Source organism: Buttiauxella selenatireducens (assembly GCF_031432975.1).
GTDB lineage: Bacteria > Pseudomonadota > Gammaproteobacteria > Enterobacterales > Enterobacteriaceae > Buttiauxella > Buttiauxella selenatireducens.
Genome location: NZ_CP133838.1, coordinates 3,441,048 through 3,457,141 on the forward strand (window position 1 = coordinate 3,441,048; position 16,094 = coordinate 3,457,141).

Consider the following 16,094-nt stretch of genomic DNA (forward strand, 5'->3'; position numbering starts at 1 on the left):
TTTTATCGCTGACGTTAAAAATAGGTAACAAGAATTCGCTGCAATGACTGACGTAAGGTCGCCAATAAACGTTGCCTTCGCTGTTTTTAGGAATTGTGCTGTATAAATTTAATTTTTGCGCTCTATCATAATCGGGCAGGTTGATACTCCAATTACGAGTTATTGTTTTCTTTGTGTTTGTGTCTTTCCCCGAAATAATCGGGGATTTTTTTTGCTCAAAATTCGCCCCCCATTCAGCCGCAGCATAAAAAAGCCCCGGGTTTAAGCCCGGGGCAAATATTACCTGCAGAAGTACTACTTATTATTATTTAAAGCTGTATTTCACGCCGATCATCGCCGCACTGTCGTTGTAACCTTTGTCGCCCACCTGCACGCCAACGTTACCCCACATGTTCAGGTTTTTGTTCAGCTGACCTTCCACACCCACTTTCACTTCACCAATATTGCGCGTTCCCGCCTGGCTGCTGCTCACGCCGTCAAGCGTTGAGCTGAAGTTGCTGGTGTTGTGGATCCAGTTCGCTTCCACGAACGGCTGGAACTCACGATCTTTACCGTTATCACTTGCATCATGGCTCTTCAGGTAAGCACGTGCGCCCAGGCGGGTCTGCACATTACCGTCGCTGCCCTGCACTTTGGTGCCGTTCGCTTCACGGTGGTCGTCAGCTTCCACACCCATCCAGATGGCCTGCGCCTGTGGCTGAATGTACCAGGTGTTGGTGGTGCCTTTGCTGCCTTTGAACTCGCCCATGTTGAAGGTGTAGCCGGTTTCTACCGACGCCGTCACGCCCTTCGACTTGTACGATTCCGTCGCCAGTTTCTCACCGCTCACGTGGTTATTGAACCAGCTGTACTGCGCCCACGTATCCACATACAGACCGTTCTTCTCGGCGTCGTTGTCATACCAGGTCGCGTACACCCCGGTGCTGTAACCGTCAACCGAGCCGTCTGCCGAATAACCGGTCGCATGAGAACGCGTGTTGCTGTGGCTGTTACCGTAACCCGCCATCACGCCCAGGTGCAGGCGGTTCAGACCGTCGGTGCTCCACTGCGCCACGTCGCCCCCCATCTGCAACACATAACGGTTGCTCTGGGTTTTCAGCTGGCCGCTGTTATCGCGTGAGTTAGTGTGCCCCCCCACGTTGCGCATCCACATGCTCGTCACTTTCTCTTCACCCGTCAGCGCGTCCGTGTACTGGGTTTCACCCAGACGATCGTGCAGGCGGTTCAGGAACATGGTGTTGGCTGCTGCCAGGTTCGCTGTGTATGCACCCGCTTCCGGACGAATAATCTGCTCAGGAGCCGATGGTGCCGCCGGATCGGTTGGGTTCGATGGATCAACCGGCGCCGTCGGATCAACCGGTATGCCTGGGTCAGTGGGTTCAACCGGCACACTGCCATCCACGGCATTAGTCAGATACCAGTTGGCGTTGTTGCTGCCTTCACCACGCACCAGTGCATAGTCATACGCCCCGGCCACAATACGTCCCGCCTGCTTAAACTCACCGTCAGAAGCCCCACCCACGCTGATAAGCTCAATGCCGTTCAGCGTCTGCGCACCGGTGCCGCCCGCGTTAGTCACACTCACATTCGTGGTACCTGCGGTGTTACCCGCAACGACCATTTTGTCGGTGACAGAGTTGTCGTCGCCCAGCACGGTGTTGAAGTTAATCAGACCGTCGTTACCGGTGTAGTTCCCGTTCACATTCAGTACGTTACCCGCCACGCTGCCGTGACCGATATTCACCGTACCGTTGTTCACCAGGTCCTGACCGACGGTAAAGGTCTGTACCCCACCGCTTTCATTCTGCGCGCCCACATACAGGGTGCCGAGGTTGTCCACGTTACCTGCCACACCGCCGTAACCGGCGAGGAAGGTATCCTTCGCCACGTTAACCTGGCTGCTTGCCAGCGTGATCGGTGCCGCTTCGCTGCCCAGCATCAGACCGCCTGCCTGAATATCCGTCAGACCGGTATACGCTGCATTACCGGACAACGTGACCACGCCAGCGCCCTGTTTGGTCAGGTTGCCTGCGCCACTCAGGTTGTTGGTCAGCGCCCAGTTATCGGCCGCGTTCAGTACCAGTTCGCCTTCATCGGCAATGTCCGCAGTACCCAGTTGCTGTGCCGCCGTAGCCGTCAATTGTGAAGCTGCGTCGATGTTAAACACGCCGCTGAAGCCGCTGTTGTCACCGTCAAGCGTCAACTGGCTGTTCACCAGGTCCACGCTGCCTGCGGTTTCCGTCAGCGCACGGGTGGCTGCTGCCACGCCGTCACGGATGCTGTTTTCGACCGTACCCACTGCGTTGCTGAACACCACTTTACCGGCGTTGACGATATCGCCCACACCCAGACCCGCGGCGTCATTCAGGGCAACTGTTGCCCCGTTTGCTACGGTGGTGGTTGCGCTCAGGCCAGTGTTAGCACCGTTCACGGTCAGCGTATCCGCCAGCACGTTCAGTTCGCCTGCACCGGTCAGTGCGCCGTCAGACACGCCGCCATGGCTCAGGCTCAGCGCCCCGCCGTTCAGGTTAACGGTTGAGCCCGCAGTAGACTGCAGGGAACCCACGGTCTGTGCCTTGCCGTTCATGTCCAGCGCCGTATCCGCTGCCAGCGACAGCACATCGGTCTGGCCCAGTACGTTATCGGCAATCATTTTCAGGGTGCCGGAACGAATATCGGTGTTCCCGACATAATCGTTAAGCGTATTGGACAGCGACACGGTGTTGCCTGCGCCAGTATCGATCGCCAGGTCACCGGTACCGGTGATTTTCGCGCTCAGGTCAGCCGCGTTACCGCTCAGGCCTGCCGCATTCAGCGCCAGTGCATCAGCACCCGCCGTCAGCAGGTCAACCTGGGTCAGACCGTAGCTGATGTACAGGCCGTCAGCCGCATCACCGCTGGTCAGACGATAGTCATAGGTGCCTTTCGCCACCGTGTTACCGTTCTGGGCAATATCTGCTGTGATGCCATCGCTGATCACATTGCCATCCTGGTCTTTCAGCACCAGAGCGCCGCCGCTACCGATAGTCGTGGTATCAGATACCGCCAATTGCACCATGGTGGTGGCATCATCCTGCGCCAGAAGATCCAGCAGCGTCGGCGCCAGCGGGTGATCGTTGCTCACGCTGCCTTTGGCTACCTGCACTACGCCAGATCCGCTCAGATCCATGGATTCGGTGGTGTGTACGCTACCTTTGGCCACGGTTTCGCCCGGTGTACCGCTGTCAAATTCCAGCTTACCGCCGTTGAACTTCAGGCCGCTGATGGTCTGCTCGCCGTCACCCACGTGCGTGGTGCTGCCGTTATCCAGACGCAGAGTTGCATCGGACAGAGCGGTGGTGTTCAGACCCGCTAACTCAAAGGTCGCATCCGCCAGCGCCACTGTTCCGGCAAATTTGTCCGCTGCGTTGTTGGCCGTGAAGTTAAAGGCTTTATCGCCTTCAGGTGCCAGTTGAACCTGCAGCAAACCGCTGCCGCTTAAGTGGCTGTTAAAATCAACGTTATTACCGTTCAGAAGACGTAGCGCACTGTCAGCTGCGATCGCAAATCCGGTGCCTGCTGCATCATCCTGCGCATCACCCAGCGGCAACAAGGTGTCTTGCAGCGTCAGGTCTGCTTTCTCTGACAAATTGATTTTTTCAAACTGTTTAAGTGCTGCAACATCTGTCAGCACATAAGACGAATCCACCATATTGAGCGCGTCGCTACCTGTGCCGCCTGTCAGGGTATCAAACACCCCTGTTACAGCTGATTTCAGGTGATTCAAGTTAAAGACATCATCACCGCTACCCGTAGTGAAATCAGTCCCTTTACTGCCTGCTTCCAGATTGATGGTGTTGTTACCGGCCATCAGGTTGACATGGCCCTGAATGACGGCATCTTTCAGGTTGGTGAAAGTCACACCCGCGCCGGTCAACGTTTCCACCGCTTTCTGATCTTTAGTCGCCGCTTTAATAGTGCCGCTGTTGTTAAAGGTGGTTACCGCACCGTTATCAATACCCACCACGCTGCTGGTAGTGGACTGCGACGTCAACACGCCAGACTGCTCAATGTTTTTGGTGGTGCCGTTAACGATAAGCGCCGAACCCCCCGCTGCGTTATTGACGTTAACGCTTACGCCCGTCTTCAGATCTGCTGAAGAATCTGTCACCAGACCTTTACCATTCGACGAGTTCACATTGATGACCAGGCCCTGAGAGCCGGACATATCCATCGCTTGACTGGTGGTGCCGCCACCCATTTTTTCGAACTGGATACCGGTCCCCCCACCATTCACCGTAATAGTGCCGCTGTTTTTAGCCGCCATAGATGCTGCGGTGTGCACACCAATCCCTTGATCAACGGTGATCGTGGTGTTGGTCAAAGCGATCCCCGACACACCGGCTTTGTTTTCAATGCCGCTTCCCGTGCCTGTTGCAGACATATTGATGGTCGCATCCGTCACGGTCAGACCCGCAGCACCGGTATCGAGCAGTATCCCATGCGCTGTGCCGGAAGCGGTTGTTGTACCTGCCCCCGTCAGCGCCAGCGATGCGCCGCCATCAACCACATAAGCCGCTTTGCCATCGGTCGCATTGACTGTTGCCGTCGCGGTATTGGTAACCGTTGATGCGGTACCGGTAACGTGTACCCCAGTCCCATTTACCGTAATGTTTCGACGGTTTTCCAGGGTGCCGCCATTAACCAGCACACCGGTACTGTCATCAGATTTAAAATCAATTGTCCCTTCGTGGGTAAGCTTGCCGCCATTAAGGACTTTGTATCCGTAAGCGCCTTCGGCCATTTCACCGCTGCTACCGAGCAACTCGGCATAGCTAGTCAGGATTGAGTTCCCTTTTTTATTTGCGACCAGAGCCCCATTGAGATCGTAATAGTTTCCGTCAACGATGCCCGCAGTCGCACCCTTACCCTGAAGTTTAATCGTTACATCAGACTCTAACGTTCCGCTCGCGCCACCTTCAATTTTGATGCCGGTGCTATCTTCTCCCGCAGCCGTAAAGCCAAGACCGGTTGCATGTACGTCGCTGCCTTTACCGGTCACCTGCATCACCACGCTATTTTTGCCAGAAGCGGTGATCATTGCCTGTACAGGTGTTGTGCGTGCAAATGTGGCGCCGTCCTCAATGCGGAAAAGCATTGAGTCGTCGGTAGCAATATCTACGCTGCCACGATCGGTACTGGTAATTTTTGTCCCGGCACCCGAAACGAAATAACCAATTTGTTTATTGCCTCCAGCAAAAGTCATGGAAGCATCATCAGCAATCGTCAAAGCGCCTTTGTTACGCGCATGGACGCCAATCGTTCCGGCACCATTAAGATTGATCTGCCCCGAAAACTTCCCTCGAGCCGTAGCGCCATCAATAAACATTCCGTAGTTCGCTTCGTTCGAAACAGGATCACGCCCACCGTTAATATTGATCGTGCCACTGTTTTCAGCTGCGCTGTTGGTCGTAATTTTCATGCCATAGGCATTCACACCATTAAGGTTAATGGTGCCGGCATTGACGACATCCGTCGCGGCACTTTGGGCAAGCATGCCAATATTGACCGCGCCACCAGAGGTATTACCGTTAACATTTATCGTGCCCTGGTTCAGCGAGTGAGGATTAACGCCCTGGGTCGAAATTGCCGTGGCGTTACGGGTTAATGAACCAATGGTAATGGTCCCATCGGCCATATTAGTGAAATGACCATACGAGACATTGGCACCGACCGAAGGTTGGTTAATAGCGATATCTGCCGTGATATCAGTCGTCTTTCTTTGCGACTCGCGGCCAATGTAGATCTCACCCGAGTTTTTTACCGTCGAGTTACCATTTACCACAAAGCCATAGTTATACATGCCCGCCAGCGAGTTTTGAGCATCCGGTGAAGTGGAGATATTCAGTGAACCGTTATTGGTAAAAATCCCCCCGGTGCTGGCAAAAACACCCATGTTGGTGGTCGACACCCCATGGGATGCCAGGTTGATGACCCCATTATTCACGCCTGTAGAGCTATCAAAAATTCGCAGACCATACAAACCATCGCCCCCCAGGTTGCTCAGAGTATAAGTACTGCCGTCTGGGAGTTTGTAGTTCAACATATCCGGGTTAGTCCCAACATCGACGACCCCATTGTTAATCACGCTGGTGCCAGCACCCGTCGCCATAATCACAGCCGAACCATAAACTTTGCCGCTCACGCTACCTAATACGCCGTCGTTTACCAATGAAGCCCCATTTTCAACGCGTACCACGCTAATATCGGAATTCACAATTTCGATGTTTGAGTCTTTGCTTATATTTATTTTTGCCTGTGCGCCATCCCCATGAATATAAGCCACTTGGTCAAAGCGAACGATCGCATTGACGGCATCATCAGGTGAAATATGGGTATCAACAAATATTTGGCGTGGCGTGTTATCCCAGGCCTTTAACAGTTCGGCGGAATATTGCGCTTCCGTTAATTTCCCTTGCTGTACCGCAGCAATCAAGTCGCTATTATATTGTTTGAATTCAGCGATGTTTGTGACATTTCTTTTCCCCAGCACGCTGGTGAATGATCCAACAAAGGTATCTGCGGTAAAGTTTGCAACATATTTTGTGGGGTCTTTAATATTGCTGGCGTTATTACCCGCAATGACGACCGTTTTGGTATCGTAATTTAACGTCGAATTTCCATCGACCAGAAATGCTGAGGAAGTGGTTGCGCCCGGCGTCGTCCCTTTCAGATAAGCATAAAAGCGTGATGACGTATCATTCGTCCAGTCTGCGGTCTCTTTAGCAACCTGTACGGTCAACTCACCACCGTCTTTCACCTGCCAGAGGTTTTTATCGACATATTGCCCGTTCGCGCCAACAGCAATACTCGGCGCAATGCCGATAGACGCCGCAGATGAACTGGTCATTTTGCCATTGTCATAGACGCGGACAGTCACCGTATTATGGGTAATAGGGTCGATGTAAGAGACCGTTTTCGTCTGGTCGCCAATTTTGAATACGTTGAGATCAACATAGCTTGCCTGCTCAGGCGTCACTATCAATCCCTGGTCACGGGCCTGCCCCAACGTCATGAGTTCATATCCCATATGACCTGAATTAATCATGCCAAATGAACCGGTCAATACGTTGAATCCGTTTATAAATCTACCCACACTGGCATCTTCAGGTCGGGTTTCCTCGACGGTTATTTCAATAGCATAGGAAGGAATAGCAAATAGCTGCGCCACGACGAGCGCTAAAAATTTACGGGAGCAAGTACCCATGCTGGTTAAGCGGGTATTTTTCTTGCCGTCATTAGATGACGTGCTTTTTACCTTGCCACAGCGGCGAGCCAATTCAGACGTCACAACAAAACATTGCAAGCAATGATTCCATACAACATTGAAAATTTTATTCATTTTTCACTCACATAGTAATATTGCGATGCGGCAAAGAGTAAATACGCACGACTCTGGAGGTATTTTCAGAAATGAAAACCCCGCACCATGGATGATGATTAATTAGATGTCACAGCCTAAATTTTGAGAAAAGCGGCCCTTAACACGCAATAAAATAAGCGCTTAGCATTAGAGCCATCGTTATAACTGAGTGAAAACACCCAGGAGATTGCGGTTTTATTGAATTAGGAGAGGCTGATTTATTCACACAAATCAGTCAATATGACAGAGTTCGACCACAAACATTCATGGAACCAATAATAGATAGAATAGTTCAAACAGGCAATCAAATTGCATTTTCTATTTTTCGAAATAAACAACCCGCATTCACTGCTTTTGTACTTGTTTTAACCTTGTGAAATTGCATTCACGTGCATCTGTGATAAATAAAAAAAGCCCCGTATTTTACGACGGGGCTCTTCTACGAGGCTTTACAACTGTCTATTTTTATTCCTGGCTCGAAACACTTTTTAACGGATATTTAACCCAAAGGCTATTTGCCTCGAACATTTCTCCGTAAAATCTGGATATTTCATACGATGACTCAGCATACTCAAGGCTACGCCCCAGGAAAAAGCCGATAAAATAGTCCTTCCAGTCTGCGTATTTTTCTTTCGCCTGACGCTGTGCTTCATTTATATATGACCAGGCTTCGTCTTCAGTAATATAACCTAACGCCAGACTACACCTGGCCAGAAATGCTGCACGTTCAAGATCCCACGCTCTCAGATCCGTGTTTACAGACAGGCTATCGTCATAATCAAGATCGGTTTTAAATGCCGTCGTCGCGGCCTGGTAGTTATTAATCGAGGAACGGACCTCTTCGGCTGTCTCCTCTGTGTCCTGAATATCCTTGTTTCTTAGTTTTATTAACAGATTTTCTGAATATGCTCTCCACTCTGTCTTTTCTTCCGAGTGATGCAATAATCCCTCAATAGTGGAATGAGCACTTTGGCTATCGTTAATATCCCATTGAGCAGCTAAACCATCAGCCGTTTCGTCTAATTTACGCACCGGTAAAATGCCAGGAACCTCACCTCTCTGCCGGGTTAACAGGGCTCCGAACGCAAGCAGGCTCTCCTTTTCAGGTGGAAGTTGATGCTGGCTATAAAGTTGCTCTTTCTCTTGTTCCTCTTTTTTAACACTACGAACAAACTTAACGGCAAAATAAGCAATCACGGATATTATCACCACCACGATAATAATTAATTTTTGCATTTCTGATTCTCCAAATCTTGATGACAGGCAGTTTTAAAACAAATACTTAGAAACTGGATGGCTTGCTGTTATTGATTGATTTCAGCCACCCCGTTTTGTCTCACTCATTGAAAAAACAAGCTGTAAGCATTAAGGCCAAACAAATACACAACGCAGAATATGATGATTCATTTTATTTAATTCCTGATTTTATTGAGTTAAAAAAGCCCCGGATTTAAGCCCGGGGCAAATATTACCTGCAGAAGTACTATTTATTATTATTTAAAGCTGTATTTCACGCCGATCATCGCCGCACTGTCGTTGTAACCTTTGTCGCCCACCTGCACGCCAACGTTACCCCACATGTTCAGGTTTTTGTTCAGCTGACCTTCCACACCCACTTTCACTTCACCAATGTTGCGCGTTCCCGCCTGGCTGCTGCTCACGCCGTCAAGCGTTGAGCTGAAGTTGCTGGTGTTGTGGATCCAGTTCGCTTCCACGAACGGCTGGAACTCACGATCTTTACCGTTATCACTTGCATCATGGCTCTTCAGGTAAGCACGTGCGCCCAGACGGGTCTGCACATTACCGTCGCTGCCCTGCACTTTCGTGCCGTTCGCTTCACGGTGATCGTCAGCTTCCACACCCATCCAGATGGCCTGCGCCTGTGGCTGAATGTACCAGGTGTTGGTGGTGCCTTTGCTGCCTTTGAACTCGCCCATGTTGAAGGTGTAGCCGGTTTCTACCGACGCCGTCACGCCCTTCGACTTGTACGATTCCGTCGCCAGTTTCTCACCGCTCACGTGGTTATTGAACCAGCTGTACTGCGCCCACGTATCCACATACAGACCGTTTTTCTCCGCGTCGTTGTCATACCAGGTCGCGTACACACCAGTGCTGTAACCGTCAACCGAGCCGTCTGCCGAATAACCGGTCGCATGAGAACGGGTGTTGCTGTGGCTGTTACCGTAACCCGCCATCACGCCCAGGTGCAGGCGGTTCAGACCATCGGTGCTCCACTGCGCCACGTCGCCACCCATCTGCAACACATAACGGTTGCTCTGGGTCTTCAGCTGGCCGCTGTTATCACGTGAGTTAGTGTGACCACCCACGTTGCGCATCCACATGCTCGTCACTTTCTCTTCACCCGTCAGCGCGTCCGTGTACTGGGTTTCACCCAGACGATCGTGCAGGCGGTTCAGGAACATGGTGTTGGCTGCCGCCAGGTTCGCTGTGTATGCACCCGCTTCCGGACGAATAATCTGCTCAGGAGCCGATGGTGCCGCCGGATCGGTTGGGTTCGATGGATCAACCGGCGCAGTCGGATCAACCGGCACTGTGCCATCAACGGCGTTGCTCAGGTACCAGTTGGCGTTGTTGCTGCCCGCGCCACGTACCAGTGCATAGTCATACGCCCCGGCCACAATACGACCGGCCTGCTTAAACTCACCGTCAGAAGCCCCACCCACGCTGATAAGCTCAATGCCGTTCAGGGTCTGCGCACCGGTGCCGCCTGCGTTAGTCACGCTGACGTTAGTGGTGCCTGCGGTGTTACCCGCAACGACCATTTTGTCGGTGACGGAGTTGTCGTCGCCCAGCACGGTGTTGAAGTTAATCAGACCGTCGTTACCGGTGTAGTTCCCGTTAACATTCAGTACGTTACCCGCCACGCTGCCGTGAGCGATATTCACCGTACCGTTGTTCACCAGGTCCTGACCGACGGTAAAGGTTTGTGCCGCACCGCTTTCATTCTGTGCGCCCACATACAGGGTGCCCAGGTTGTTCACGTTGCCTGCCACACCGCCGTAACCGGCGAGGAACGCATCCTGTGCCACGTTAACCTGGCTGCTTGCCAGTGTGATCGGTGCCGCTTCGCTGCCCAGCATCAGACCGCCTGCCTGGATATCGGTCAGACCGGTATAGGCTGCATTACCGGACAACGTGACCACGCCAGCGCCCTGTTTGGTCAGGTTGCCTGCGCCACTCAGGTTGTTGGTCAGCGCCCAGTTATCGGCCGCGTTCAGTACCAGTTCGCCTTCATCAGCAATGTCCGCAGTACCCAGTTGCTGTGCCGCCGTAGCCGTCAGTTGTGAAGCTGCGTCGATGTTAAACACACCGCTGAAGCCGCTGTTGTCACCGTCAAGCGTCAACTGGCTGTTCACCAGGTCTACGCTGCCTGCAGTAGCAGACAGTGCACGAGTCGCTGCTGCCACGCCATCACGGATGTTGTTGGCAACGGTACCTGCCGCATCACTGAACATCACTTTACCGGCGTTGACGATATCGCCCACACCCAGACCCGCGACGTCATTCAGCGCCACGGTGGCACCGTTGGCTACGGTGGTGGTCGCGCTCAGGTCTGCGTTTGCACCGTTCACGGTCAGCGTATCAGCCAGCACGTTCAGTTCGCCGCTGCCTGCCAGTGCGCCGTCAGACACGCCGCCATGGCTCAGGCTCAGCGCCCCGCCGTTCAGGTTAACGGTTGAGCCCGCGGTAGACTGCAAAGTGCCCACGGTCTGTGCCTTGCCGTTCATGTCCAGCGCCGTATCCGCTGCCAGAGACAACACATCAGTCTGGCCCAGTACGTTATCGGCAATCATTTTCAGGGTGCCGGAACGAATATCGGTGTTCCCGACATAATCGTTAAGCGTGTTAGACAGCGACACGGTATTGCCCGCGCCAGTGTCAATCGCCAGGTCACCGGTACCGGTGATTTTCGCGCTCAGGTCAGCCGCGTTGCCGCTCAGGCCTGCCGCATTCAGCGCCAGTGCATCAGCACCCGCCGTCAGCAGGTCAACCTGGGTCAGACCGTAGTTAATGTACAGGCCGTCAGCCGCATCACCGCTGGTCAGACGGTAGTCATAGGTGCCTTTCGCCACCGTACTGCCGTTCTGGGCAATATCTGCCGTGGTGCTGTCGGTAATAATGTTGCCGTCCTGGTCTTTCAGCTTCAGGGCGCCGCCGCTACCGATGGTCGCCGTGTCTGATTTACCCAACTGCACCATGGTGGTGGCATCGTCCTGCGCCAGAAGATCCAGCAGTGTCGGGGCCAGCGGGTGATCGTTGCTCACGCTACCTTTGGCAACCTGCACGTTACCGGTGCCACTCAGATCCATAGATTTGGTGGTGTGTACGCTACCTTTGGCCACGGTTTCGCCCGGGGTGCCGCTGTCAAACTTCAGCGTACCACCGTTGAATTTCAGGCCAGCGATGGTCTGCTCGCCGTCACCGACGTGTGTATTGCTGTAGCCGTCCAGACGCAGGGTCGCATCCGACAGCGCCTGGGTGTTAAGGCCAGCCAATTCCATTTTCGCGTGCGTCAGAGCCACGGTGCCGGCGAATTTGTCACCCGCGTTGTTCGCGGTGAAGTCGAAAGATTTATCATCCATCAGCCCGACTTTCACCAGACCTGTTCCTGCCAGGTGACTGCCGAAACTCACGTTATTAACGTTATTAATCTCGAGCATACTTTCGCCGTCGATATTAAAGCCCGTCCCCGCAGCATCAGCCTTATCGTCGCCCAGCGGAAGTAAGGTCCCGCTCAGTACCAACTGTGCTTTTTCTTTCAGGTTGATCTTTTCAAAACCACTGAAGACGCCCGCACTGCTCAGAATGTAGTTCGTATCAATAACATTCAGCGTATCGGTTCCCGCACCAGCAGTAAGTGTATCAAACACCCCTGTTACGGCTGATTTCAGGTGATTCAGGTTAAAGACATCGTCACCTTCGTCGGTGGTGAAATCAGTTCCCTGGCTGCCCGCTTCCAGATTGATGGTGTTACTACCCTCCATCAGATTCACATGGCCCTGAATGACGGCATCTTTCAGGTTGGTGAAGACCACACCAGGGCCGGTCAGCGTTTCTACTGCTTTCTGAGCTTTAGTCGCCGCTTGAATAGTGCCGCTGTTTTTAAAGGTGGTTACCGCACCGTTATCAATATCGACCACGCTGCTGATGGTCGATGTAGAGGTCAGCGTGCCAGACTGCTCAATGTTTTTGGTCGTACCGTTAACAATAACCGCAGAACCGCCCTCAACATTGTCCACGTTAACGCTTACGCCCGTCTTCAGATCTGCTGAAGAATTTGTCACCAATCCTTTGCCATCTTTAGACTTCACCGTGATGACCAGCTCCTTAGAGTCGGACATATCCATCGCTTGATCGGTAGTACCACCGCCAACGCCAACTTTTTCGAACCGAATCCCGGCACCGCTACCGTTAACGGTGATAGTGCCGCTGTTTTTAGCCGCCATAGATGCTGCGGTGTGCACACCAATCCCTTGATCAACAGTGATCGTGGTGTTGGTCAATGCGATACCCGCCACACCGGCTTTGTTTTCAATGCCGCTGCCCGTGCCTGTTGCAGACATATTGATGGTCGCCCCCGTCACGGTCAGACCCACAGCACCGTCATCAAGCAAGATGCCGTGCGCTGTGCCGGAAGCGGTTGTTTTACCTGCCCCCGTCAGCGCCAGCGATGCGCCGCCATCAACCACATAGGCCGCTTTGCCATCCGTTGCGTTAACTGTCGCCGTCGCAGTATTGTTTACTATTGATTTATCACCGGTAACGTGTACCCCAGTCCCATTTACCGTAATGTTACGGCGGTTTTCCAGGGTGCCGCCATTAACCAGCACACCGGTACTGTCATCAGATTTAAAATCAATTGTGCCTTCATGGATAAGCTTGCCGCGCGTCAGGACTTTGTATCCATATGCGCCTGAAGCTACGTCCCCAGAATCACTCAACAATTCAGCAAAACTGGTCAGTTCAGAGTCGCCTATTTTAGCTTCGTTCTCTATGCCTGCCAGATCGTAATAGCGCCCATCAACAACACCAGCCGTTGCGCCTTCGTTCATAAGCTTCATTTTTACATCAGCTTCAAGCGTTCCTTTCGCCCCACCTTCCACTTTAATCCCGGTGGCATTTTTACCCGTAATGTTGGCATCAACGCCTGCCGCATGAACATCACTGCTCTTACCAGTGACCTGCATAATGGCGCTGTTTTCACCTGAGGCAATAGATGTGGAACGACCTGCTGCTGCTGCGTCGCGGACAAATTTAGCACCGTCTTCTATACGGAATAAGGTCGAATTTTTTGTTTTAACATCCGATGTCCCCTTAGCAGTACTTGAAATGGTGGTCCCAGCATCGATCACAAAGTAACCATACTGCCTTTCACCACCGCTAAAGGTCAGAGCTGCGTCATCGGTAATGGTTAATGCGCCAGCATTACGAGCATGCACACCTATCGTGTCTGCCCCCACCAGGTTTACCGTTCCTGATTGCTTACCTTTTGCACCACCACCATCTACACCATCTACATACATGCCGTAGTTAGCTAATTTCGAAACAGGATCAAGCCCACCGTTGATATTGATAGTACCGGTGTTTTCCGCCGCACTTCCTGCAAGAACTTTTATACCGGAGGCGTTAACGCCATTGAGATTGATGGTACCGGAGTTAACAACATCGGTTGCACCTAGCTGCGCTAAAATACCGATATTGCTAGGTGAATCAACACGCTGGCCATTAATATCGATTGCTCCGCCGTTATTTACATGAGCGGCAGCACTCTTCGCAGCAATGCCAGTAGAGTTACTGGTCAACGAACCAATAGTGATATTAGAGCCATCCAGGCCGGTATAAGTGCCACTTTTCACATTCACGCCAATAGAAGGCTGGATGCTGGCTAGATCGGGCGATGCGTCCGAAACGGCTCGTTGAGGATTTCGTCCAATATAGATTTGGCCGGCGTTAGTTGCCGCCGAATTATTCTCAATACTAATACCATAGTCGATTACACCAGCACCCGCTGCAGTTGCATCAGGTGAAGCCGCAATGTTTATTGAACCTGTATTGGTAAAGGAAGCCAGATTGCTCAAAAAGACGGCATAGTTGGCGTAGTTGATACCATGTGAGGCAACGTTAATCACGCCGTTATTCAGCGCTGAAGCACCATTCAGGATGCGCATTGCCTGAAGGGATTCACCGCCCATTGTCGCTGCGGTGTATTGAGTGCCTTGCGAGTTGGTAATAAAGTTGAGCATGTCCGGGTTGGTGCCAGCATCCAGCACACCATTGTTAACCACCGTTGTACCGCTGTCAGTGGCTTTAATCAGAACGGAACCCCTGACTTTTGAGCCTGCACTACCGAGCACACCTTCGTTGACTACCGAGGCACCATTTTCAACGCGCACCAGGCTGATATCGGAACTGACAATTTCGATATTAGAGTCTTTGCTGATGTTGATTGCAGCCTGCGCCCCATTACCGTGAATATAGGCCACGCGATCAAAGTCAACTGATGCCCTGGTTGCGTCAACAGCAGGAATACCAGTATCGACAAAAATCTGACGTAATGAACTATCCCAGGCTTTCTTTAACTCGTTCTCATATTGCGTTTCATCCAGTTTCACCGCTCCTGTTTGAAGGGCATTGATCAGATCAGTGTTGTATTGCTGGAATTCACCGAGAGTATTGACGGTACGCTCACCCAGAATACTGGTAAATTTACCGACAAAAGTATCTGACACAAATGATGCGATATATGTGTTTGGGTCTTTGATGTTGCTACGACTGTCACCGGCCTGAACAACTGTTTTGGTGTCATAATTGAGCGTAGAGCCCGCATTAACCAGGAATGCAGACGAGGTAGTAACCCCTGATTGAGTGCCTTTCAGATAGGCCTTGAACTGATTCGCCGGATCATTAGTCCAGTCGCTACCAGCCTGCCCAGCATGTACGGTCAGATCCCCGCCGTCCTTCACTTCCCAGAAGCGTTTATCGATATATTGCCCATTCGGGCCCGCAGCTTCACTTGGAGTAATTTTAAAGTCTGCAGCAGGTGAAACCAACATTTTGTTGTTGTCGAAAACTTTAAACGTATCAGTGTTATTTGTGCCACCAGTGTCAGGAAGGGAAATAACTGAAGTTTTATCGCCAATTTTGAAGATATTCAAATCAACATAGGCTGCCTGCTCAGGATTCACAATGATTCCTTCGTCACGGGCTTGCCCCAAAGTCTTATCAGTAAAACCCGGTTTCCCACGGTTAATGAAGCCAAAAGATCCAATTAAATCAGACATGTCAGTGACGACTGTCCCGATATTAGTGTCTTCTGGATTGGTGGTGTTTACCGTTATTTCAATAGCATTAGCTGCCGTGGCATGTAACCCAAGCACAGAAGCAACGAGTAGGGCTAATAGCGAGCGTGCCGGCCCTGAATGTGTTGCTGAGGTCGCTACAGAGTTTTCTGTGTCGGCTACAACACTTTTAACTTTGCCCAGGTTACGGGCTAGCTCGGAAGTCACAACGAAACATTGCAGACTGTGATTCCAGATAACTTTGAAAACCTTATTCATTTTGTCTCTCAAGAGATTTATTTCGCACTTTCGTGCGAATAGCAGAAAACTAACGCTATCCGTCGCTTAACGGAAAGCATCACATAATGGTTAATATTTCTCAGTGGAATATC

3 protein-coding genes are annotated in these 16,094 nt (G+C 51.8%); all 3 read right to left on the reverse strand.

Annotated features, from left to right (window positions below; all coding sequences use genetic code 11):
* Positions 1-304 precede the first annotated feature (304 nt).
* The 3 genes from RHD99_RS15960 to RHD99_RS15970 all read right to left on the reverse strand — a co-directional run bounded on the left by RHD99_RS15960 (position 305) and on the right by RHD99_RS15970 (position 15,981).
* Positions 305-7,381 carry an autotransporter outer membrane beta-barrel domain-containing protein gene (locus RHD99_RS15960; RefSeq protein WP_445344419.1) on the reverse strand — a complete coding sequence of 2,359 codons (7,077 nt, stop codon included), beginning with the start codon at positions 7,379-7,381 and terminating at the stop codon, positions 305-307.
* A 486-nt stretch (positions 7,382-7,867) separates the two neighbouring features.
* Positions 7,868-8,638 (reverse strand): DUF1266 domain-containing protein, encoded by a 771-nt coding sequence (locus RHD99_RS15965; protein ID WP_309875147.1) that lies wholly within the window; start codon positions 8,636-8,638, stop codon positions 7,868-7,870.
* Between the two features lie 257 nt (positions 8,639-8,895).
* Complete coding sequence (locus RHD99_RS15970) at positions 8,896-15,981, reverse strand: autotransporter outer membrane beta-barrel domain-containing protein (protein WP_309875149.1); 7,086 nt, start codon at positions 15,979-15,981, stop codon at positions 8,896-8,898.
* Positions 15,982-16,094 lie beyond the last annotated feature (113 nt).

What these genes read in the sequence shown, in the direction of transcription:
- RHD99_RS15960 (WP_445344419.1), bottom strand. Translation starts at nt 7,381, where the DNA reads ATGAATAAAATTTTCAATGTTGTATGGAATCATTGCTTGCAATGTTTT.
- RHD99_RS15970 (WP_309875149.1), bottom strand. Translation starts at nt 15,981, where the DNA reads ATGAATAAGGTTTTCAAAGTTATCTGGAATCACAGTCTGCAATGTTTC.
- RHD99_RS15965 (WP_309875147.1), bottom strand. Translation starts at nt 8,638, where the DNA reads ATGCAAAAATTAATTATTATCGTGGTGGTGATAATATCCGTGATTGCT.